Raw genomic sequence first — 21,123 nt, 5'->3', positions numbered from 1 at the left:
TGTCAGTGTACTTGTCGCTGCGCGGCACGGGGATCCCGACGATGTTCGGGGGTGCCGGACAGAAAACAGCAAAGCAGTCAGACCAAAAAGCTAACTACAACTTACGGAGGAGAATCCCGAATGAACAAACTTACCGTCATTGCCGCGGCAGTCGGAGCCTTGTGCTTTGCTGGATCGGCGTCTGCTCAGACCTTGAAGGGCCCGGTCAACGATGCGCCCATCACGGAAAAATGGTTCCCAACCAAGTGGGGCGCGGATGACAAAGCCGGCAGCGCGAATCACGTAAAGAATTCGGCCAACATCAAGCGTGCTCTGTCGACCATCAAGCAATTCAAGGCCCTCACCATCGGGAAGGTCTACCACCGTGAGGCGCCGGCGTTCGGTGCACGCGGCTGGCAAATGAGCATCCCCGGTACGCCGACCGGCGGCCCGTTCGGGAAGAACGCGCTGATTTATCACGATGAACTGGTCACCACCGAAATCGGCCAGATCCAGACTCAGTTCGACGGTCCCGGCCACATTGGCGTGAACACCTCTCAGGGTCCGATGATGTACAACGGCCGCATCACCTGGGACAACTACGAGCGCGGCCCTGGCGGTCGTGTTCTCGGCATGGGTCCGATGGGTGTGGAAAATACCGCCGGCGGTTTTGTATGTCGCCTGGTAGTACTGGATGCCGTGGCCTACAAGAAATCCAAAGGTCAGATCCCGGCTAGCGCCGAAATGTTGCCGATTCCCAAAAAGCCGGGTGACGTCGGCATCGTTACCGTCGACGACGTCAAAGGCATGATGAAGGCGGAAGGCCTCGGAGAGATCAGTTCCGGTGACTGCGTGGCGCTGCATACCGGCCAGGGCAACACCTGGGGTAATGCCCATTATGCGACCATGACCGCCGAGCAACGTGCGGCTGCCCGCGCGATTTTCGCGCAAGGCGAGCCCGGTTTCGGCTTGAGCGCATGCGAGTACTTTGCCTCTCGGGATATCGCCCTGACCATGGGTGACACTTCGGCGAACGACGCGCAACCCGGCAACGAAGTCGAAGGCTGGGCTGTTCCCTGCCATACACAGATTCAGACCCGCTACGGCATCTGGAACCTGGAAAACGTCGATACCGAATCGCTGGTTGCATCCGGCATCAAGGAAGCCGCATTCGTCTGGGCGCCGCTGCGCATCATCGGTGCGACCGGTTCCCCCGGCAACCCGGTCGTGCTGTACTAATAAGCCAACAAAAAAAGTTCTACCCCTCAAAGTTGAGCCGGCAGTCGCGCAAGCGCCTGCCGGTTTTTTTCAGGGGCCTGGTTTTCTCCCTATGCAAGACACCCACGCCTGCGAGAACATGCCGTTGGGACGGCGCCCCCACTCGCGCCAGATTACGGCGTTCCTTGCATCGCCCGCTTCCTCGTGGTTCACCGCAAGGAAATCGCCGATGACGGTGAGCGGGTCGTAGTTCTCGTAACGCGACCGCATCACGATCCCTTCGAACCCGGCGCTCTCGAGATACATTCCCAGCTTGTGTCCGCAGTACACGTCACCGCCGTTACGGTTCTGCAATTCCTTGTAAGCCTCGAAAGCAACCAGCAGCTTTTCCGAAGGCGGCGCCAGCAGAAAGCCTCCCCAGTCCGGGGTGCACACGCCGAGCATGCCGCCCGGCTTGAGCACACGCCCGAACTCCATTGCCGCCTTGACCGGTTCCTTCAGATGCTCAATCAGAGCATGCGAAAACACGGCATCGAAACTATTGTCCGCGAACGGCAGCGCATAAACGCTGCCCTGCCTGAATTCGACGTTGGCGATGCCCTGTGCCTTGGCGTCTGCCATCGCGACGGCAACTTGATCCGCATTGAAATCCAGTCCTACCACCCGGCCCGGCGCAATGCACTGCGCGATATCACGCGTAATGGTGCCCGGACCGCAACCGCAATCCAGCACGCTGATGCCGGGCCTGAGGTGGGGAAGAAAAAACGCGCCGTTGGGGTCGAGCCGGCGGCGCGCCATGAACGCGGCTGCGGCCTCGCTGTAGCCGGGAGTGTAGGTTTCTGACATCTGCGATGGGTGACTGAACGATTTGTGAATCCACATTTTACCCGTGGCGTGGATCGCGTCATTGCGACCGTTACGCTTTGGAAGTCGCGGTGTTAGACTGTCTGTCATTCGACAGGAAGGCCTGCATGAAAGCGCAACGCTCGTTGCACCCGATGACTCTCATGGTTGCCGCCGCCGTGTTGTGGGTTGGGGCAACGGCCGCGATTGCATGCGGAGAAGTCTTCCGGGGTGACATGGTGACGGCCGAACGTGAAGTCGGCGCTACGCACTCCGGCGAAGCCGCAACCTTTCACGTGCTCGGCGCCGGCTGGTTTCACGCCGCGGAGATCGTGAAGCGCGGTGGCAGCAGCGACAACACCACCGTCACCCTCGAGCTCGACGGCGAGCCGGTCATCACCACCTCGTTTGCCGACCTGAAGAATCCCTGGATGGAAATCAACACGCCGTTCATCATCGTCAACGTGCGCACCGTGGGAGACACCAGCACGATGACCATCTGGTATGCGCCGGAACTGAAGTTCCGAGCCATGGCGGAGTTACGCATCGAGGTGCGGGAAGAAGGCGTCGACAGTCTGAAGATGCGCACGGTCATGAACAAGCCCGCGCCGCACGAACATATCGCCGGACAACAGATCGGCACCACGGCCGCCTTGCCGGCGTTCAAGTAAATCCCCCCCTCTCCCCAACCCTCTCCCGCGAGGGGAGAGGGAGTAACGTCAGAAACGAAAACAACGCCTGAGCCATCAGCGGCGAATATATTTGGAAAAGAATTAAGGCGGACAATCGGTCGCCTGTATCTGGCTTCAGGGCTCCCTCTCCCCTCGCGGGAGAGGGCTGGGGAGAGGGGGCTATTCCTTGTACGGCTCCACCCGGCTCGCCTGCAACGAGTATCCCACGTCGATGTCGGCGCTCCCGTCGACCAGCGACAGGCTTTTCCTGATCGAGCCGGTAGTCATCTGCCCGGTAACCCATACCGGCGCGAATATCCCGCTCATTTCGACCGGCTTTTCCGGTTTGACGTGCACGATCTGGTTCGGCGGCGGCGGCGGGGTATGAATGCAGGCTCCGACCCACGGCACCAGCAGAAACTCGCTGACCTGTTTGCCCGAGAACTCCAGCGGCAACAGATAGCCGGGCAGGCGCACGGTCTGCCCGTTCAGCAGCGGATTCACCGTACGGCCGCGCTCGATGATCTCCTTGCGCTTCGCCAGCAGTCCGTCGACGTCGACGCCCGCCTGTTCGAGCTTGCGAACGAGCCCTGGCTCGCTTTCGATTTCCGCCCGTGAAAGGTTCTTGTCGCCGCGCTCCCTGCGGTCGCGGATCGCGGCGACATCGCTGACCCGCGCGAGTTGTTCCGGGGTGAGTTTGAGGAAAGGGTTGTCGAACGCTGCGGCCTTCGGTACCAAGTCCGCCCACATCACCTGGCGGGGTTCTTCGGCAAAGACGGTCACCGTCAGCAGCGCCCCGATCAGGAGCAACAAACAGCGTGGGCGTGCGATCATCTTTGCATTGCCTTCTCGTTCAGAGTCTAAGGGTCATGCCGTCGGCCAGCGAATAACGATAGATGCGATAGGCCGGAATCAGGCCGATCAGCAGACCTGCCGTTCCCACCAGAACGATCAGCCCGAATTCGTAAGCTGAAGGCCGGCCCACGGCGATGAACAAGCCGAGGCGCGACTCGAACCATGGCTGCCCGGCCAGCAATCCGATGTAAAGCGCCGCCACACCGAGCGCGATTCCCGCGGCTGTGAGGAACGCCGCCTCGCCGAGGATGAGCGCGAATACATGCATCGGCCGGGCGCCGACCGATCGCAAGATCGCCATTTCCCGGCGCCGCTCGCTCAGACTGGTGAGCAGCGCGACCAGCATGCCGGCCAGGCCCACGACCACCACCAGCCCGGACACTGCGAACAATGTCTTCTCGACCGCGCTCGTAATTTCCCATACTTCCTGCAATGCGACCCCGGGTAGCACCGCCGTCAGAGGTTCCCCGGAATATTCGTTCACCCAACGCTGCATCGAAAGCGCGGTACTGCGCGATTTCAGTCCAACCAGAAACGCGGTGATCGCACGCGGGGTTGACGGTATCTTTGTGGCCGCGTGGCGTTCCTCGCGGACGATCGCAGCGAGCGGATCGGCCGCACCGCCTTTATCGGTGTCTTCGTGCACGGCATCCAGGCCCGCCAGGGACACGTGCACCGTGCGGTCGACTGGCGTGCCGGTCCTCGCCAGGATGCCGGCGACCTTGAACGGATGATGCTCGTGCAGCGAAAAACTGACGTCGCCGGCGCCGTGGGCGATGACTATCGAGTCGCCCGGCCGATACTTCAAAGTGTCGGCGACGTCGGCACCCAGCACCGCATCGCGCTCATCGCCGAAGCCCTTGCCCTGTGTCAACACCAGCCGGCGATCGCGTGCGAAGCGAAAGTGCTCGAAGTAATCAGGCGTCGTGCCGAGCACGCGGTAACCGCGATGCGAATCGCCCAGCGACAGCGGAATGGTCCACGCCACTGCGGGGTTCGCCGCGATCGCGCGGTAGCTGTCCCAGCGCAGGTTGTTGGCGGCATTGCCGATATGGAATACCGAGTAGAGCAACAAGTGCACGGGGCTGCTGCGCGCGCCGACGATCAGATCCGTGCCGGAAATCGTGGCGGCGAAACTCTGGCGCGATTCGTGGCGGATGCGTTCCACGCCCAGCAGCAGCATGACCGCAAGCGCGATCGACAGCACCGTCAGCCCCGCGGTGAATTTGCGGTTGCGCAGGCTCTTGAGGGCAAGCGCGAGGATCATGGGTGGCGATCTCCGGAAGCGTTCCGCGCCGGGGAGGGTAGCAGCGCGCGGTTGATCTCGCCAAAAACAATGGCGCGATCGAACCGCGATGCGAGAGACGCGTCGTGGCTGACGAATATCAGCGCGGCCTGCTCGCGGGCGCACTCGCGGAACAGCAGGTCGAGAAACGCCGAACGCCGGTCGCTATCGAGCGCCGAGGTCGGTTCGTCGGCGATCACCAGCTCCGGCGCGCCGATCAACGCGCGGGCCGCGGCCACGCGCTGCTGTTGACCGACGCTCAGGTCCGTAACCGGTCGGCGCAGAACACCGGTTTCCGCCATATCGAGGTGCTCGAGCAGCCTGACCGCCTCGGCCTCGACGCTTGCGCCGGCACGAGTGGCGCGGAGCCTCCGCCGATCGGAGAAGCCGCACGGAAGGCAGACGTTTTCCACGACGGAAAGATAGGGAATGAGGTTGAACATCTGGAAGATGAAGCCGATGTGGTCGGCGCGGAAACGGTCGCGCGCCGTGCTGCCGAGCCTGCCGATGTCCTGTCCGAGAACCCGGACCGTGCCTTCCCGCGGCGTGACCACCCCTGCCAGCAGGCTGAGCAGCGTGGACTTTCCGCTGCCGCTCGGTCCGCGCAAAAAGATGCGCTCTGCGTTCGCGACGCGCAGGCTCTCGATGTCGACCACGACCGGGGCTGTGCCGGACCACGAGAAGCGCACGCCCGAGAGGTCGACGACGGCTTCGGGCGATACGTCGCTTTTCTCCGGCGATGTTTGCGTCGTGACTGTCGACTGGCCAGAACTGGGTGCCGCGCACATTCAGAATTTCAATCTTTCTTTCTCTGTTTACCCCATGGTGAATGCGATTTCGCCCTTCTTTGCGTCCTTTCTTTTCATCTTTGCATCATTTGCGTCAACGCCAATGATGCCGGCCTCCGGCCGGCTCAGATCACGGCGAGCGCGAGCTCGCCGAGTTCCTCGATCTCGATTCGCACTTTGTCACCGGCGTTGAGCCACTTGGTCTCGACCACGCTGCCGAGCAGCACGAATTCGCCCGCCCCGAGGGGGGCGAGACCATGTTTTGCCCGCGAGTTCGCCAGCCATGCCAGCGCCTCGAACGGATGCCCCATCACCAGCGCGCCGGTGCCGCGCCCGACTTCGACACCATTGACGTACGTCGCGCCCGAAAGCTTGCCAAGGTCGAGCTTGTCCCAGTCGCGCACCGGATCGCCGAGCACGCATCCGGAGTCGAAGAAGTCGTCGGCGATCAGCGTCGGCACACCGAGTGTACGAAAGTTCTTGTAGCGTTCGTCCACAAGCTCGATCGACGCCATCACCGCACCGACCGCCCTGCCCGCCAACTCGCGGTCGACCGGTGCTCCCGCCGGCGCGAGATCACGCGCGAGCTCCACTGCAATTTCGCACTCGATGCCGAGCCTGACGAAACCAGAGCGCGGAATGCGTCCGGAGCGGTGCAGCACGGTTTTCTCGAATATCACACCAGCGCAGGGATTCGGGATACCCAGGAAATTCTGCATGACCGATGTTGTGCAGCCGATCTTGTGACCGACCTGTCGTCCCAACCCGGCTATCGTAAGCAGCCCATTGAGCACGCGTTGCAATGCGTAACCCTCCGCCTCGGTCTGCGGTCGCATTGCCTCGGGAAGATCGGTGATCGGCTCAAGCGACAGCCGCTGATCGAGCAGACGGGTTGCCGCTTGCAGGGTTGGTGCGCTCAACAGCGTTTCTCCCAAAAAATCAGTTCGCCAGGATGCAATGACGCAATTGCACCACACAAACCGGCAACACGCGAACCTGGACGTAATATTCACAGGCCATGAAATCATCCCCGGAAGCGCCGTGAAGTTTTGCTGCCGCGCCGCATGAAAAAAGCATCCTCAGTTTGCTTGACACCCCAGAGGGGCTTCAACATAATCCAGACGCTGCACGGAGTCGCTCCACATAAAGAGCGAACAATCAAAAACTTATGTACGGAGGACGCATCATGAAGGATTATTCATCCGTCCTTCGCCGGCTAGGTCTGTCCCGAGGTTTGCTCCTGACGATTGCTACCGCCACGGCCTTGGCCTGGACGGGCGTCGCCAGCGCGCAAAACGCCGCAAAGACCGCCGTCGAAGCCGCCAAGAAAATCTGCAATGGCAAGACCATCACCATCGTCTGGGAAGCGGGACTGCAGTCGCTCGATCCAACCCAATTCTCCGGTCCGCTGTGGGAAAAGGAGACCGGTTGCAAGGTCAAGGTCGTCGAAGTCCCGACCGCGGAAATGTTCACGAAGATCATGCAGGAGTTCCGCGCGGGCACTGGCGCGTACGACGCGCTGAACGTAATCCCGGCGTGGATGCCCGACCTCGCGCAGGCCGGCGCACTGGAAGTGCTCGATCCTTACGTCGACAAGTACGGCTTTCGCGACGAGTTGAAGAAGATCGCGCCGACGTATCGCGACAATCAGATGACGGTCAACGGCAAGATCTACGGCTTTCCCGATGACGGCGACGTATTCTTGTTCTATTACCGCAAGGACATCTTTGCACGCGCCGACCTGAAGAAGGCGTTCAAGGACAAATACAAATACGATCTGGCGCCGCCGAAGACCTGGAAGCAATTCGACGAGATTGGCAACTTCCTGACCGAGGCGTTGAAGAAAGAAGGCATTTACGGCGCCGCGTTCTTCCGCGAGCCACCGTATACGATGTTCATGTTCCAGGAGCGCTTCCGCGTGGAAGGCGGCAAATTCTTCGACGCCGGCACCATGAAGGCAACGGTGAACAGCCCGATCGGCGTCAAAGTGTTCGCTGACATGCGCAATGAAAACCGATTCATGCCGCCAGGCGTGGAAAAGTTCGGCTTCGTCGAAAACCTCGCACTGTTCCTGAAGGGACAAAGCGCAATGACGATCTCCTGGCCGCCATACGGCCGCTTCGCTGCCGGTTATCTGGGCAGCGAAAAGGCGCTGGACTGGGTGCCGAAGTCGACGATCGCCGGCAAGGTCGGGTATGCGCTGCCCCCTGGCGGCCATCCCGAACTGGCGGCGGGTTTCGCGCTGTCGGTCGCCTCCACCAGCAAGCAGAAGGAAGCTGCGTATCTCTTCATCCAATGGCTTAACAGCGAAGAGATCAGCAACCAGCGCGTGCAGCTTCCGTACACTCTGCGCGATCCGTTCCGCGATTCGCACTATACGAATCCGGGCTACCTGAAGCTGTGGCCTGACGCCAAGGACTATCTCGCGGCACTGCACGCCGGCGCACAGACCGGTCTGCTCGACCTGTCGCTGATCCAGACCGACAAGTACGAGGAAGCTCTTCGCCAGGGCATCAGCAAGTTGTGGGCCGGCGAAGATCCGCAGAAGATTCTCGGCAAGGTGGCTGCGGACTGGGACGAAGTAACCAAGCAGGTCGGCGTGGACAAACAAAAGACGGTTTACAACGCCTGGGCTGCGAAGTCCGGTGCCTACCCGAAGTAAGCAGCACAAACGACGCGGATTGCTCCGGCGCTTCCAGTAGGAACCCGGAGCAAAACAAAAGGTGGGAGCGCTGGAACACGGCGCTCCCTTTTTTGTCGGCTACATTGCACAGGTTTTCTTGTGGCTTCAGATTCGATACCAAACCGCGCGGCCTTTGCGGACCGCAATTTCAAATATCTGCTAGTCGGACCGGCGATCTTCGTGCTGCTCCTGATCGGCATCTTTCCGCTGGTCTACCTGCTCTTGGTGAGCTTCCAGGGCCTCACCATGACCGAAACCAACACCGCCTTTGTAGGCGGCCGCAACTACGCGCAACTGTTCGACGATGCCCGCATGTGGGAGGCGTTGCTGCACACGGTGATTTTTACTGCAATCTCCCTGCCGATCGAATTGTTGCTCGGGCTGGCGATGGCGCAGTTGTTCCTCGAGCGGATCCCCGGGCGACAGGTTTTCATTGCGCTGCTGGTGCTGCCGGTGGTCGTGTCGCCGATCGTTTCCGGCGCGACCTGGGCTTTGCTGTTCGACCATCGATTCGGTCCGATCAACCAGGTCATCGGCTGGTTCACTGGCAACGATTCGGCGATCCTGTGGACCATCAATCCGAATCTCGTATATCCCGCGATAATCGCAGCGGAAATCTGGCAGTGGACGCCATTTATGTTTCTGCTGCTGCTCGCGGCGCTCGCGAACGTCGACAAATCGCAGCTCGAGGCGGCCGCCATCGACGGCGCAAGCTGGTGGCGCACATTCTTCCGGATCGTGTTGCCTGCGATCTGGCCGGTCATGGCAATCGCGATCCTGATTCGCGGACTCGACCTGTTCCGCATGTTCGACATCGTCTGGGCATTGACCAAGGGCGGCCCGGGCACGATGACCGAAACCATTTCGATCTTCACTTACGTCAAGGGCTTCCAGCAATTCGAAACCAGCTACACGGCCGCGGTCGCGTTCCTGGTCATCATCCTGCTGTCGGCAATCGTAATGCTCGCGCTGAAAAGAGTGGAGTTGGCGCGATGAGCGACCTGGCGAGGGAATTGACTATCGGGGTTGCAAGATGATGACTATCAAACAGCGAACCACGATCCGGATGGCGCTGCGTCTTCTTGCCGCCGTTGTCATCACGTTGCTGTTCCTGTTCCCCGTCTACTGGTTGTTCATGATCTCGTTCAAGACGCCGGAGGAGATCTACTCGTTTCCGCCGAAGTGGTATCCGGGTCGGATCCATTTCGATAACTATGCGGTTCTGTTCAAGGACGGCGACGCGGTCACGGTATGGAACAGCCTGGTGGTCGCCGGCGTCAGCACGGTAATCGCGATGTTTCTCGGCACCATCTGCGCCTATTCGCTCGCCCGCTTCAGGACCGGGGGCGAGCATCTGGCCAATTGGATCATCTCACAGCGCATGATCCCGCCGATCGCAGTCGTATTTCCGATCTTTCTCCTATTCGTCTGGCTGCATCTGGTCGATACCTATATAGGTGTGATATTGCTCTACACTGCATTCAACCTGCCTTACGTGATCTGGATGATGCGCGGCTATATTCTCGACATCCCGAAAGCCCTTGAGGAATCCGCGCTGGTGGACGGCTGCACCCGCTGGCAGGTGATATGGAAAGTCGTGTTCCCGATGTGCCGCGCCGGCTTGTTCGCGACCGCGATCTTCACTTTCGTATTCGCCTGGAACGATTTTCTGTTCGCCCTGGTGCTGACGCGCACAGAGGCGACGACTTATACGGTCCAGATTACTCATTACTTCGGCGGCCAGTCGAACTTCTGGGCCAAGATTTCCGCAATGTCGGTGCTCGGCACGCTGCCGATCTTCATCGCGGTGGCGTTCATGCAGCGCTACCTGGTGCGCGGGATATCACTGGGAGCGGTGAAAGGTTAAGTACGTGAAGGTGTGAAGGGTGAATGAGTGAAGGGGTAAAACCCGTTCGCGTGATGGGGTAGCTGCGTTGGGCCTCTACCCTTCACTCCTTCACGCATTCACACATTCACAAGCGCTCCACTTTCTGGTAACTACGTATGGCAGATTTGAAAATTACAGCCCTGCACAAATACTACGGCTCCGTACACGCCGTGCGCGGCATCGACCTCGAGATTCCAGCGGGTGAATTCACTGTGCTAGTGGGCCAGTCGGGCTGCGGCAAAAGCACCCTGTTGCGGACCATCGCCGGGCTGGAAGAGGCCGACAAGGGCAGCATCGAGATCGGCGGCGAGACCGTGCATCACCTGCCGCCGCGCGATCGCGACATCGCAATGGTTTTCCAGAACTATGCGTTGTATCCGTACATGAAGGTGTTCGACAACATTGCGTTCGGGTTGCGCTCGCGCAAAACTCCCAAGGATCAGATCGAGCCCAAGGTAAAGGTCGCCGCCAACATGCTGGGCATCGATCATCTGCTCGATCGCTATCCACGCCAGCTTTCGGGCGGCCAATTGCAACGCGTCGCCATCGGCCGCGCGATCGTGCGCAATGCCCGGCTCTTCCTGTTCGACGAACCGCTGTCGAATCTGGATGCGCAGCTGCGCGACGAGATGCGCGGAGAGATCAAGCGCCTGCATCAGGAACTCGGCAGGACCATGATTTACGTCACCCATGATCAGATCGAAGCGATGACCATGGCCGATCGCATCGTGCTGCTGCGCGACGGCGTGATCGAGCAGGCCGGTGCGCCGCTGGAACTGTTCGAGCGACCCGCCACCAAGTACGTCGCCGGTTTCCTCGGTTCGCCTTCGACGAACTTCATCAATGGGCGCCTCGTGGGAGAAGGCGGCGGACTCGCCGTCAGGCTGGAAGACGGCACGTTGCTGGCGCTGCCGCCTGATCGAGCGGCGAAACTCGCGGACCGGCGCGACCAGACTGTCATCCTCGGCTTGCGTCCGGAGCACATGAACCGCGCGCATCCCGGCGACTCGCGCAGCGGATTGGCCCGCCATACCGCGACCATCGAATTGCTGCAGCCGACCGGCTCCCGCACCTATGTCACGTTCAAACTCGGCGGCACTGATGTAAACGCAGAACTGCAGGCACACGACGCCACCGGGATCAACCAGAAGATCGAACTGTCGATCGACATGAACCGGGCGATTGTGATCGATCCATCTACCGAGAAAGTACTTTAGAACTGAACCACGGAGAACACGGAGAACGACAACAGGCAGGGTGAACTGCTGGCTGCGCACGGATTTTCAGGGGTTCCTATTTCGCTTTCCTACCCACATTTGCGCGGTCGTGGTCATTTATCTCGTCCTTGCTTTTCCTCCGTGCTCTCCGCGTCCTAAATGGGTACTCCACGCTTCGCGAGGGTATCCGTGGTTCATGCCTGATTGAGAGATCGGAGGAGAAAGAGATGAAAGCAACCAAACCCTCGCGCGCGATTGCGCTTTGCGGCACAGAACAACCCGACGCACCGGGTCGCGTGCTGACCGCCGGCCCGCTGTCGGTTGAATTCGAAAACGGCCAGCTCCGCTATCTCAAGGTCAACGGCGTCGAGGTGCTGCGCGTGGTCGGGTTTCTGATCCGGGACAAGAACTGGGGCACGGCCGCGCCCGCGATCAGCAATCTGAAGATCGATCAGCGCGCCGACGGTTTCTCGGTTTCCTTTCACGCCGAAATCCGGATCGAAAGCCAGCAGCTCTCGTACGACGCGAAGGTCGAGGGCACGCAAGACGGTAACCTCGAGTTCACCGGAACGGCGCTGCCGAAAACCGATTTCCTTACCGCGCGCACCGGTTTCGTCGTACTGCATCCACTGAAAGGCGTCGCCGGTTTCCCGGTCGACATCGAACACGTCGATGGCCGCAAGGTCAAGAGCAAGTTCCCCAAACTCGTGAATCCGATCCAGCCGGTGCTAGACATCCGCTCGCTGACGCACGAAGTACTGCCCGGACTCAGGGCGACGGTGCTGATGGAGGGCGACACCTTCGAGATGGAAGATCATCGCAACTGGACCGATGCTTCGTTCAAAACCTATGTTCGTCCCCTGATCCGCCCCTGGCCGTACACGCTGAAAGCGGGGGAAGCGGCGAGGCAATCCATCAAGGTCACGTTGAGCGGATCGGTGGAGGGAGGCGACAAAGTGGCCGCCGATAGAGGTATCGAAATCAAACTCGGCGCCGTGTCCCGCGATTCCCTGCAACCGGTGGGGCTCGGCGTGCCCGCGGAAGAGATCGAACACGCGATCGCCCGGCTCGGCCTGCTCAAGCTCGCGGCGCCGCGCTTCCTGATCTGTCACATCGATCCGCGCAGAAAGCATGGCCTCAAGGAACTCTACGGCTATCGCGTGCTGAGCGAAGAGACCGATGCCGAAGTCGCGCTGGAAGCCGTGGTCGAAAGTATCGATGAGTTCCGCAAGGAATTGAAGCAACTTGCCGACATGGTCAGGCAGTCCGGCATCAAGCTGTCATCGATCGCCGTCGTGCCGGTTGGCGACCTGAAATCGGTGTTGCCGGGCGGGCCGCGTCCACCCGCGCCGAAACTCGAAGACCTCTACGCGGCGGCGCGCGAGGCCTTCCCCGGCCTCAGGCTCGGCGGCGGCATGTTCTCCTTCTTCACCGAACTCAATCGCAAACATCCGCCCGCAAAACTGCTCGACTTCGTCGTCAACACCACCAGCCCGATCGTTCACGCGGCAGACGACCGGTCGGTAATGGAAACCCTGGAGGCGTTGCCTTATCAGGTCACCACCGCGCGCTCCTTCATCGGCAAGACCGCGTACCGCATCGGACCGAGCGGCATCGGCTGCCGCGACAATCCCCATGGTGCGACCTGGACGCCCAACCCGGACAACGTGCGCGTGTGCCTGACCAAGCTCGAACCCCGGCAGCGCGCCCTGTTCGCCGCGGCATGGACGCTGGGCTATATCGCCACGTTCGCGCGCACTGGCATCGAAGCGATTGCGATGGGCGCGCCAACCGGGCCGCTCGGCATCATCTATCGCAAAGCGGAACACAAGCAGCCGTGGTACGACCAGCTTTCCGGTACGGCGGTGTTCCCGGCGTATCACGTCATCAGCGGCCTGACCCGCGGCGCGGGCCGGAAACTGGTGAACGCGGACTCTTCGGATTCCGCGAAAGTGCAGAGCCTGGCCTACAAGGGCAAAGGCGGCACGACGCTGTGGCTTGCCAATCTAACTGCGGAAAATCAGCCGGTAAAACTGTCCGGCGCGAAAGGCGCGATATTCGGCACGACGCTCGACGAAGACAGTTTCGTAAGCGCAACCACCGATCCGCGGGGTTTCCAGAAAAGCTGGAAGGCGATGAAGGATGCGCTGACGTTGAAACCTTACGCGGTCGCCGTCATTTCGATCAACGACTGAAGCCGGCCCGGCAGCCCTGCTGTATCCTGACTCCGCCCGAGGGAATTCGGGACCAGAACAACATCGCGCCGCGCGAAGCGCCGAGCGCCGGACAACAACAGGGGGAGAGCAATGGATGCTTCGCAGCGCAGAGTCATGCTGGCTTCGGCTGTCGGGTCGGCCCTGGAGTGGTATGACTTCTTCATCTACGGCACGGCTGCGGCACTGGTCTTCGGTGACTTGTTCTTTCCCAAGCTCGAGCCCGCCGCGGGCACGCTTGCCGCGTTCGCAACTTTCGGCGTCGGTTTTTTCGCGCGGCCATTCGGCGGCATGGTGTTCGGCCACCTCGGCGACCGGCTCGGGCGCAAGCCGGTGCTGGTGATCACGTTGCTGCTGGTGGGGGTCGGGACCTTCCTGATCGGTTTGTTGCCGACCTACGAAACAGCCGGCATCTGGGCACCCGCGATGCTGGTGGCGCTGCGCCTGGTGCAGGGTTTCGGCGCCGGCGCGGAATACGGCGGCGCGGTGATCCTCGCGGTCGAGCACGCGCCCCCAGGCAAGCGCGGATTCTTCGGCAGTTGGGCAGCGCTCGGCGTGAACTTCGGCCTGTTGCTCGCCACAGGCGTCTTCGCACTGGTCTCGCTGCTGCCCAAGGAAGATTTTCTGAACTGGGGTTGGCGCATTCCGTTCCTGCTGAGCATCATCCTGATCGTGTTCGGCTTCTACATCCGCGCCCGCGTTTCGGAAACCCCGGTCTTCAGCGAAATCGCGTCCAATGCCAAGGCTGCGCGCTCGCCGGTGAAAGAAGCCTTTCTCAAGCACCCCCGCGAGTTCCTGGTGGTGTTCGGCGCGCGTCTCGCGGAAAACGGACTGGGCTTTCTGTACCCGGTATTCACGCTGAGTTACATGACCAAGCAGCTCGGTCTTTCCCGGACCATGGTGCTTTCCGGAATCATGTGCGCGTACGCCATTTCGCTATTCACTATTCCCTTTTTCGCTTCCCTGTCGGACCGCATCGGCCGGCGCCCGGTGTATGGCAGCGCAGCCCTGTTTTCCGCTGTGATGGCGTTTCCATTTTTCTGGATGGTGGACACCGGTTCCCCAGTGCTGGTATGGATCTCACTCATTCTGGTGATCGCTGTCGGCGTCGCCGGCATGTTCGGTTCGCAGGCAGCGTACTTCGCGGAGCTGTTTGGCGCGCGACTTCGCTACAGCGGCTTCGCCTCCGCGCGTGAATTGGGCTCGCTGCTCGCGGGCGGTCCCGCGCCGTTCGTTTCCGGCCTGCTGCTGATATGGGCGGGTGGCAGGCCCTGGGGGGTGGCCGGCTACATCATCGTGCTGTCGCTGCTCACCGCAATCGCGATCTATTTCGGGCCTGAGACCTACTTGACCGACATCCATGCCAGCAGGACGGAGGACGGCGCGCGCAGCTAGGTCGACGAGCGACACACGGATTTAAAATTACGTCCCATCCAACTCGGCCGTTACAGTATTGCAGTGCTCCAATCGCAGGAGGTCCTCATGCTTGCCGTGATTTTCGAAGTCTGGCCCGCTGAAGGAAGGGCCGCCGAGTATTTCGATCTGGCGGCCCGTCTGAGAACCGACCTGGAGCGCATCGACGGGTTCATTTCAATCGAGCGCTTCCAGAGTCTCGTCACGCCGGACAAATTCGTTTCGATCTCCTTCTGGCGCGACGAAGAAGCGATCGGCGCATGGCGCAGGCTGGAAGAGCACCGGGCGGCGCAGAACAAAGGGCGCGCCGGCGTGTTCGCGGACTATCGCCTGCGCGTCGCCTCGGTGGTACGCGACTACGGCATGAAAGAGCGGAGCGAAGCGCCCGCGGACAGCCGCGAGGCGCACGGCTAGGGCCTCAGCTATACCGGCTGCGTGCGAGCGCGGCACCTGCGCCAAGCGCGGTGAGCTTGGCCATGGCGACATTGCGGTCCATGGGCGCCATGCCGCAGTTCGTGCACGGCTGCAGACGTTCCTTCGGCACGTGCCTCATCGCTTCGGCGATGACGCCGGCAACGTCTTCCGCGGTCTCGATCTTGTCGGACGCCACGTCGATCACACCGAGCAGCACGTCCTTTCCCGCCAGCAGCTTCAACAGGCTGATCGGAACGCGCGAATTGATGCACTCGACCGACACCTGATCCAGGCGGCTCTTCGCCAACGCGGGAAATATCTCTTCGTATTGCCGCCATTCGGTTCCGAGCGACTTCTTCCAGTCGATATTGGCCTGAATGCCGTAACCGTAGCAGATATGAACGGCGGTCTTGCAGCGCAGTCCTTCGATTGCCCGATGCAGCGCGTCGATTCCCCAGCGCTTCACGTCGTCCATGTAGACATTGAAAGCAGGCTCGTCGAACTGGATCAGGTCCACGCCTTGCGCTTCCAGAGCGCGCGCCTCCTGATTCAGCAGCTCGGCGAATGCCATCGCCATCTTCACCTTGTCACCGTAGTACGAGTCGGCGATGGTGTCGACGATGGTCATCGGCCCCGGCATGGTGATCTTGAGCTTGCGTTTCGTATGTGCGCGGGCAATCTTCGCCTCCGATTCGTGCACCCTGCCGCGCAAGCGTAAAGGCGCGACCACCATCGGCACCATCGCGTCATAACGGTTGTTGCGAATCCCCATCTTGACCTTGTGCTCGAAGTCGATTCCCTCGACCGATTCGAGGAAGCCGTGCACGAAATGCTGCCGCGACTGTTCCCCGTCGCCGACGGTGTCGATGCCGGCATCCTCCTGTGACTTGATCCATAGCAGGGTGGCGTCGCGCTTTGCCTCGGCGAGCGCTTCACCCGAGAGCTTCCATTGGGGCCACAGCTTGTTCGGCTCGGCGAGCCAGGACGGCTTGGGCAAGCTGCCTGCAATAGTCGTTTCAAACATGCGCATGTCCTGAGAGTAATGGGTAGCGCCACATAGTAATCCCGTATGCAATCCGACGCGAACCCGTCAGTTTTGCACACAGGCGCCCGATCGGCGAGAATCCCTTCGCCACCGCTGCAAGACCGGGATTCACCGCGATCGGAGCACGCCATGATGAAGTTCCTTTTGACGATTTCGCATGCCATTGACGCGCTCAACGAGCGGGTCGGACGAACCGTTCTCTGGCTCGTGTTGGTGATGGCGCTGGTCAGCGCATCCAACGCATTGGCTCGTTACCTGTTCAACCTGAGCTCGAACGCCTGGCTCGAACTGCAGTGGTATCTGTTCGCGGCGATATTCCTGTTGTGCGCCGGGTACACGCTGTTGCATAACGCGCATATCCGGATCGACGTGGTGTCGTCGCGGCTTACCCGCCGGGCTCAGGCCTGGATCGATGTCTTCGGCACCCTCTTCTTCCTGCTGCCCGTATCGCTCTACATCATGTGCCTGGCATGGCCGATCTTCGTCAACGCCTGGGTCAGCGGCGAGATGTCGAGTAACGCCGGCGGCCTGATTCGCTGGCCGGCAAGGCTGATCGTTCCGGTCGGGTTCTTTCTGCTGAGCCTGCAAGGCGTCTCCGAGCTGATCAAGCGCATCGCCTTCCTGAAGGGCCTGATCCCGGATCCGATGGAAAGACACGCAGATCCGGCCATCGAGCAGCTGCGCGCCGACGAGGGAGCGGCGAAATGATCGCCTTCGTCACCGCGAACATCGGGCCGCTGATGTTCGGGGCGCTGGTAGTGTTCCTGCTGCTGGGCTACCCGGTCGCGTTCGCGCTTGGCGCGGTCGGCCTGGCCTTCGGCTTCCTCGGCGTGCAATTGGGGCTGTTGCACTCGGCCCTGTTCCAGGCCTTGCCGGAACGGATCTTCGGCATCATGGCCAACGACACGCTGCTGGCCGTGCCGTTCTTCACCTTCATGGGACTGGTGCTCGAGCGCAGCGGCATGGCCGAGGACCTGCTCGACACGGTCGGCCAATTGTTCGGGCCGGTCCGCGGCGGCCTTGCCTATGCCGCCGTACTCGTCGGCGCACTGCTGGCCGCGACCACCGGGGTGGTGGCCGCGTCGGTCATCTCGATGGGGCTGATTTCGCTGCCGATCATGCTGCGCTACGGCTATGACCGGCGCCTCGCGACCGGCGTGATTGCAGCTTCGGGGACACTTGCGCAGATCATCCCGCCGTCGCTGGTACTCATCGTACTCGCCGACCAACTCGGCCGCTCGGTGGGCGACATGTACCAGGGCGCGATTCTGCCAGGCCTGGCGTTGACAGGCCTCTATCTGATCTACGTGCTCGGCAGATCTTTGTTCTCCCCGATGGCTGCACCTGCGCTGCCGGCCGAAGCGCGCAAGCTGCGCGGCGTCAAACTGCTGCGCCGGGTGATTTTTGTTCTGATCCCGCCGCTCGCACTGATTTTCCTGGTGCTTGGAACGATCTTCCTCGGCATCGCCACACCTACCGAAGGCGGGGCCATGGGAGCTACGGGTGCGCTGATCCTCGCGCTCATCAACCGGCGCCTGAACTGGTCCCTGCTCAAGCAGGCGATGAACTCGACGGCGAAGCTGTCCTCCTTTGTCATTTTCATCCTGGTGGGCTCGACCGTCTTCAGCCTCACGTTCCGCGGCGTGAACGGCGATCTGTGGGTCGAGCACCTGCTCACCGGCCTTCCCGGCGGTCCGATCGGTTTTCTGGTCGTGGTCAACGCGCTCGTATTTGTCCTCGCCTTCTTTCTCGACTTCTTCGAGCTCGCCTTCATCATCGTGCCGCTGCTCGCACCGGTGGCGGACAAGCTCGGCATCGACCTGATCTGGTTCGGCGTTCTGCTCGGGGTCAACATGCAGACATCTTTCCTGCACCCGCCCTTCGGATTCGCCCTGTTCTATCTGCGCAGCGTGGCCCCGGCCCAGGCATATCTGGACAAGATCAGCGGCAAGCTGATCGCAGCGGTCACCACCGGCCAGATCTACTGGGGTGCCGTGCCCTTCGTCGTGATCCAGGTCGTCATGGTCGGAATCGTGATCGCGTTCCCGCAGATCGTCACCGTCACCTTGCACAAGAGCACGGTCGATCCGTCAAAGATCGAAATCAACATTCCCACGCCGGAATACGGGCGCGAGCAACTGGAGGACAAAGGTGCCGCGCGTGATGCCGGCGCATCCAAGCGGGACAAGGCGGGGGACACGCCCGGCAAGCAGCGTTCGGGTGCCGACGAAGGCAGCGATCTGGAAAACCTGTTCAAGCAGTCGAAATAATCGATTCAACTTTCACAGACACAAACCCCGCCGCCGACGGGGTTTGCGATTCGATGGATCGCGAATCGATGCCGGCTTATTTCCCTTCGCCGAGCTTCGAGAAGAACGCGTAGTTGTCGTAAGTGGATTCGGCGACGCGGAACCAGAGAAACTGCTCGTCGCGAAATTTCTTCCACCCGGGATAGATGCGCTTCCAGTGTTCGCTCTTCGCCTTCAACTCCTCGTACAACTCGTAGGCCGCTTTCTCGGACGCTTCCATCACCGATTTCGGGAAAGGCCGCAACTTCGTTCCGCTGGCCACCAGGCGGCGCAGCGCCGGCGGATTTTGCGCGTCGTATTTGGCCGGCATCCAGACATTGGCTTCGCCGCAAGCCGCAGTCAGCGCGGCCTGGTAGGACTTCGGCAGTTCGTTCCATTTCTTCTCGTTGACGAGCGCCATCAATATCGGCCCTCCTTCCCACCATCCGGGGTAGTAGTAGTACTTCGCTACCTTGTTGAAGCCCAGCTTCTCGTCGTCGTAAGGCCCGACCCACTCCGCGCCGTCGATGGTGCCTTTCTCGAGCGCGGGATAGATGTCCGGCCCGCCGATCATCTGCGGCACCGCGCCGAGCTTTGCCAGCACCAGCCCGGCCATGCCGCCGATGCGGAACTTCAGCCCCTTGAGATCCTCGACGGAATTGACTTCCTTGCGGAACCAGCCGCCCATCTGGCAGCCGGTATTGCCGGCCGGGATCGCAATGCAGCCGTACTCCCTGAACAACGGTGCCATGGCTTCGGCACCGCCGCCAAAATGCCACCATGCATTCGCCTGGCGCGAGTTGGGACCGAACGGGACGGAGCAGGCGAGGGCGAACGTCGGATCCTTGCCGAAATAGTAGTACGTCGCCGTATGGCCCATTTCCACTGTACCGGCCTGGACGGCATCGAGCACCTGCAGCGCCGGCACGATCTCGCCTGCAGCGAAGGTGCGGATCTGGAACTTGCCGTCGGTGATTTCGGCAACACGTCTCGCGACCAATTCGGCGCCGCCGAACAAGGTGTCGAGGCTCTTCGGCCAACTCGCCGCCAGCCGCCACTGAATGGTCGGTTGCGACTGGGCAATGACCGGTGCAGCAACAACGCTTGCAGCCACGCCTGCGGCCGCCTTCCCGAGAAACGATCTGCGCTCCATAAGTCCCCCGTGGTGATCGAACGTTTGTCGAATCGATTCCGCGTACGTTGCGATTCTAGTTCCAGTCGGCCCGGGGCGGGGTCGGTCCGTTGCCTCCAGCCCTTCGCTTGAGGTGAAATATTCAGATTGTCTGGTTTTCCTCGAGTATCTGATGCCCATCGCGCGTCGCAACGGGGCGATCCCGGTTGGTTCGGGAAACGAGAGGGCAGAGGTACCCTTTGACGGCATCGAAATGTAGTCGTATAAAGGGAGTCGCAGGATACGGGAGCAGTGATCAATCAGTCGGATATGACCGTTCAACGGGTACTTCTCAGGCCTTTTTTCCTCTTCTCTTCAAGATCCCGCAATCGGGCAGCGCCCACACTCTTAAACTATTTCAGGAAGACAAAGACATGGCTACAGGTACCGTTAAGTGGTTCAACGACGCAAAAGGCTTCGGATTCATTACGCCGGATGACGGCGGCAAGGATCTTTTTGCCCATTTCTCCGCGATCCAGGACGCCGGCTTCAAGTCCCTCAAGGAAGGCCAGAAGGTCAGTTTCGACAAGACCACGGGGCCCAAGGGCGACCAGGCGTCGAATATCCGACCGGCGTAATCCGTGTGGAGCAGTAGTCTTTCAATACCCGCCTCGGGGGGTATTCAGGACTGAAAAAAGCCCGGTTTCCCGGGCTTTTTCTTTTTGCGTTGCGGGAGTTTCGTATGATACCGGCCCGTTTATCCGCGCTTGTGTTTTCCGTTTTCCTGCTCGCCGCATGCGCCACTGCATCGCACGTCATCACCGGCAAAACCCGCACACCGATCGATCCATCACAGGTCAAAGTCTATTCGACCGCTCCGCCGGGTTACGAGGAAATCGCGGTCGTCGACGCCACGAGTCGATTGTCGTTCTCGTTCGGCGATCAGAAGAAAATGGACGCGGTCATGGAGAGGCTCAGGAAGGAGGCGGCTTCGCTGGGCGCGAACGGCGTGCTCCTGCAAAGTACGGGTACCGAGTCCGGCGGCGGGATCAGCACCGGCATAGGCACGGGGGTTGGGATCGGCGGCGGGCTGTCGGTCGGCACCGGCATTTTCACGGCGAGCGACAACAAGACCGGGCGCGGCCTGGCAATCCACGTTCCGACGCCACCGCAGCAGTAGACAGAACGCTCTCCGGGTCGCATAGGACGGTG

Annotated in this window: 20 protein-coding genes; 13 read left to right on the top strand and 7 right to left on the bottom strand. The window is 61.1% G+C overall.

The features are described from left to right. Positions 1-120: 120 nt before the first annotated feature. Positions 121-1,218 (top strand): cyclase family protein, encoded by a 1,098-nt coding sequence (locus HY067_18995; protein ID MBI3530039.1) that lies wholly within the window; start codon positions 121-123, stop codon positions 1,216-1,218. A 69-nt stretch (positions 1,219-1,287) separates the two neighbouring features. On the opposite strand, the gene HY067_18990 is transcribed toward HY067_18995, so the two are convergent. Then, a complete protein-coding gene (locus HY067_18990; GenBank protein MBI3530038.1) occupies positions 1,288-2,043 on the bottom strand; it encodes a methyltransferase domain-containing protein in 756 nt (251 codons plus the stop codon). 125 nt (positions 2,044-2,168) lie between these two features. Here HY067_18990 and HY067_18985 point away from each other — a divergent pair, with 125 nt between their 5' ends. Then, positions 2,169-2,711: a hypothetical protein gene (locus HY067_18985; protein MBI3530037.1), complete on the top strand. Its 543-nt coding sequence runs from the start codon at positions 2,169-2,171 to the stop codon at positions 2,709-2,711. A gap of 180 nt (positions 2,712-2,891) precedes the next feature. On the opposite strand, the gene HY067_18980 is transcribed toward HY067_18985, so the two are convergent. The 4 genes from HY067_18980 to HY067_18965 all read right to left on the bottom strand — a co-directional run bounded on the left by HY067_18980 (position 2,892) and on the right by HY067_18965 (position 6,667). Beyond that, entirely contained in the window at positions 2,892-3,545 is a 654-nt protein-coding gene (locus tag HY067_18980; protein ID MBI3530036.1) for a DUF3299 domain-containing protein, read from the bottom strand. Between the two features lie 19 nt (positions 3,546-3,564). Next, on the bottom strand, positions 3,565-4,833 hold the full coding sequence (locus tag HY067_18975) for an ABC transporter permease (protein MBI3530035.1): 1,269 nt from the start codon (positions 4,831-4,833) through the stop codon (positions 3,565-3,567). Then, positions 4,830-5,639, bottom strand: a complete 810-nt coding sequence (locus tag HY067_18970) for an ABC transporter ATP-binding protein (GenBank protein ID MBI3530034.1) — start codon at positions 5,637-5,639, stop codon at positions 4,830-4,832. The genes HY067_18975 and HY067_18970 overlap by 4 nt, the downstream gene beginning before the upstream one ends. A 125-nt stretch (positions 5,640-5,764) precedes the next feature. Beyond that, a complete protein-coding gene (locus tag HY067_18965; protein ID MBI3530033.1) occupies positions 5,765-6,667 on the bottom strand; it encodes a fumarylacetoacetate hydrolase family protein in 903 nt (300 codons plus the stop codon). Between the two features lie 158 nt (positions 6,668-6,825). Between HY067_18965 and HY067_18960 the strand changes: the two genes are divergently transcribed. The 7 genes from HY067_18960 (at position 6,826) to HY067_18930 (ending at position 15,467) form a co-directional block, all read left to right on the top strand. Further along, complete coding sequence (locus HY067_18960) at positions 6,826-8,301, top strand: extracellular solute-binding protein (protein MBI3530032.1); 1,476 nt, start codon at positions 6,826-6,828, stop codon at positions 8,299-8,301. A 120-nt stretch (positions 8,302-8,421) separates the two neighbouring features. Next, entirely contained in the window at positions 8,422-9,318 is an 897-nt protein-coding gene (locus HY067_18955) for a sugar ABC transporter permease (GenBank protein ID MBI3530031.1), read from the top strand. Positions 9,319-9,358: 40 nt separating this feature from the next. Beyond that, on the top strand, positions 9,359-10,189 hold the full coding sequence (locus tag HY067_18950; GenBank protein MBI3530030.1) for a carbohydrate ABC transporter permease: 831 nt from the start codon (positions 9,359-9,361) through the stop codon (positions 10,187-10,189). A gap of 137 nt (positions 10,190-10,326) precedes the next feature. Next, positions 10,327-11,427 (top strand): ABC transporter ATP-binding protein, encoded by a 1,101-nt coding sequence (locus tag HY067_18945; protein MBI3530029.1) that lies wholly within the window; start codon positions 10,327-10,329, stop codon positions 11,425-11,427. Positions 11,428-11,654: 227 nt separating this feature from the next. Continuing rightward, positions 11,655-13,622: a hypothetical protein gene (locus HY067_18940; protein ID MBI3530028.1), complete on the top strand. Its 1,968-nt coding sequence runs from the start codon at positions 11,655-11,657 to the stop codon at positions 13,620-13,622. Between the two features lie 111 nt (positions 13,623-13,733). After that, positions 13,734-15,035, top strand: coding sequence for an MHS family MFS transporter (locus HY067_18935; GenBank protein MBI3530027.1), 1,302 nt, complete (start codon positions 13,734-13,736; stop codon positions 15,033-15,035). 87 nt (positions 15,036-15,122) lie between these two features. Then, complete coding sequence (locus HY067_18930; GenBank protein MBI3530026.1) at positions 15,123-15,467, top strand: antibiotic biosynthesis monooxygenase; 345 nt, start codon at positions 15,123-15,125, stop codon at positions 15,465-15,467. A 4-nt stretch (positions 15,468-15,471) separates the two neighbouring features. Here the strand turns inward: HY067_18930 and HY067_18925 are convergent, their stop codons facing one another. After that, positions 15,472-16,491 (bottom strand): methionine synthase, encoded by a 1,020-nt coding sequence (locus HY067_18925; protein MBI3530025.1) that lies wholly within the window; start codon positions 16,489-16,491, stop codon positions 15,472-15,474. 153 nt (positions 16,492-16,644) lie between these two features. Between HY067_18925 and HY067_18920 the strand changes: the two genes are divergently transcribed. Continuing rightward, the gene (locus HY067_18920) at positions 16,645-17,220 is read left to right on the top strand and encodes a TRAP transporter small permease subunit (protein MBI3530024.1); all 576 of its coding nucleotides are present in this window, start codon (positions 16,645-16,647) and stop codon (positions 17,218-17,220) included. After that, positions 17,217-18,782 carry a TRAP transporter large permease subunit gene (locus HY067_18915; GenBank protein MBI3530023.1) on the top strand — a complete coding sequence of 522 codons (1,566 nt, stop codon included), beginning with the start codon at positions 17,217-17,219 and terminating at the stop codon, positions 18,780-18,782. Before HY067_18920 ends, HY067_18915 begins: the two co-directional genes overlap by 4 nt. Positions 18,783-18,858: 76 nt before the next feature. On the opposite strand, the gene HY067_18910 is transcribed toward HY067_18915, so the two are convergent. Next, positions 18,859-19,953 (bottom strand): TRAP transporter substrate-binding protein, encoded by a 1,095-nt coding sequence (locus tag HY067_18910; GenBank protein MBI3530022.1) that lies wholly within the window; start codon positions 19,951-19,953, stop codon positions 18,859-18,861. A 392-nt stretch (positions 19,954-20,345) separates the two neighbouring features. Between HY067_18910 and HY067_18905 the strand changes: the two genes are divergently transcribed. Further along, on the top strand, positions 20,346-20,549 hold the full coding sequence (locus HY067_18905; protein ID MBI3530021.1) for a cold-shock protein: 204 nt from the start codon (positions 20,346-20,348) through the stop codon (positions 20,547-20,549). Positions 20,550-20,653: 104 nt separating this feature from the next. Continuing rightward, on the top strand, positions 20,654-21,091 hold the full coding sequence (locus tag HY067_18900; GenBank protein MBI3530020.1) for a hypothetical protein: 438 nt from the start codon (positions 20,654-20,656) through the stop codon (positions 21,089-21,091). Positions 21,092-21,123: the final 32 nt, after the last annotated feature.

The sequence above is a fragment of the Betaproteobacteria bacterium genome, from assembly GCA_016194905.1.
GTDB lineage: Bacteria > Pseudomonadota > Gammaproteobacteria > Burkholderiales > JACQAP01 > JACQAP01.
This window is presented reverse-complemented; position numbering and strand designations above follow the sequence as displayed.

What these genes read in the sequence shown, in the direction of transcription:
- HY067_18995 (MBI3530039.1), top strand. Translation starts at nt 121, where the DNA reads ATGAACAAACTTACCGTCATTGCCGCGGCAGTCGGAGCCTTGTGCTTT.
- HY067_18990 (MBI3530038.1), bottom strand. Translation starts at nt 2,043, where the DNA reads ATGTCAGAAACCTACACTCCCGGCTACAGCGAGGCCGCAGCCGCGTTC.
- HY067_18985 (MBI3530037.1), top strand. Translation starts at nt 2,169, where the DNA reads ATGAAAGCGCAACGCTCGTTGCACCCGATGACTCTCATGGTTGCCGCC.
- HY067_18980 (MBI3530036.1), bottom strand. Translation starts at nt 3,545, where the DNA reads ATGATCGCACGCCCACGCTGTTTGTTGCTCCTGATCGGGGCGCTGCTG.
- HY067_18975 (MBI3530035.1), bottom strand. Translation starts at nt 4,833, where the DNA reads ATGATCCTCGCGCTTGCCCTCAAGAGCCTGCGCAACCGCAAATTCACC.
- HY067_18970 (MBI3530034.1), bottom strand. Translation starts at nt 5,639, where the DNA reads ATGTGCGCGGCACCCAGTTCTGGCCAGTCGACAGTCACGACGCAAACA.
- HY067_18965 (MBI3530033.1), bottom strand. Translation starts at nt 6,667, where the DNA reads ATGATTTCATGGCCTGTGAATATTACGTCCAGGTTCGCGTGTTGCCGG.
- HY067_18960 (MBI3530032.1), top strand. Translation starts at nt 6,826, where the DNA reads ATGAAGGATTATTCATCCGTCCTTCGCCGGCTAGGTCTGTCCCGAGGT.
- HY067_18950 (MBI3530030.1), top strand. Translation starts at nt 9,359, where the DNA reads ATGACTATCAAACAGCGAACCACGATCCGGATGGCGCTGCGTCTTCTT.
- HY067_18945 (MBI3530029.1), top strand. Translation starts at nt 10,327, where the DNA reads ATGGCAGATTTGAAAATTACAGCCCTGCACAAATACTACGGCTCCGTA.
- HY067_18940 (MBI3530028.1), top strand. Translation starts at nt 11,655, where the DNA reads ATGAAAGCAACCAAACCCTCGCGCGCGATTGCGCTTTGCGGCACAGAA.
- HY067_18935 (MBI3530027.1), top strand. Translation starts at nt 13,734, where the DNA reads ATGGATGCTTCGCAGCGCAGAGTCATGCTGGCTTCGGCTGTCGGGTCG.
- HY067_18930 (MBI3530026.1), top strand. Translation starts at nt 15,123, where the DNA reads ATGCTTGCCGTGATTTTCGAAGTCTGGCCCGCTGAAGGAAGGGCCGCC.
- HY067_18925 (MBI3530025.1), bottom strand. Translation starts at nt 16,491, where the DNA reads ATGTTTGAAACGACTATTGCAGGCAGCTTGCCCAAGCCGTCCTGGCTC.
- HY067_18920 (MBI3530024.1), top strand. Translation starts at nt 16,645, where the DNA reads ATGAAGTTCCTTTTGACGATTTCGCATGCCATTGACGCGCTCAACGAG.
- HY067_18915 (MBI3530023.1), top strand. Translation starts at nt 17,217, where the DNA reads ATGATCGCCTTCGTCACCGCGAACATCGGGCCGCTGATGTTCGGGGCG.
- HY067_18910 (MBI3530022.1), bottom strand. Translation starts at nt 19,953, where the DNA reads ATGGAGCGCAGATCGTTTCTCGGGAAGGCGGCCGCAGGCGTGGCTGCA.
- HY067_18905 (MBI3530021.1), top strand. Translation starts at nt 20,346, where the DNA reads ATGGCTACAGGTACCGTTAAGTGGTTCAACGACGCAAAAGGCTTCGGA.
- HY067_18900 (MBI3530020.1), top strand. Translation starts at nt 20,654, where the DNA reads ATGATACCGGCCCGTTTATCCGCGCTTGTGTTTTCCGTTTTCCTGCTC.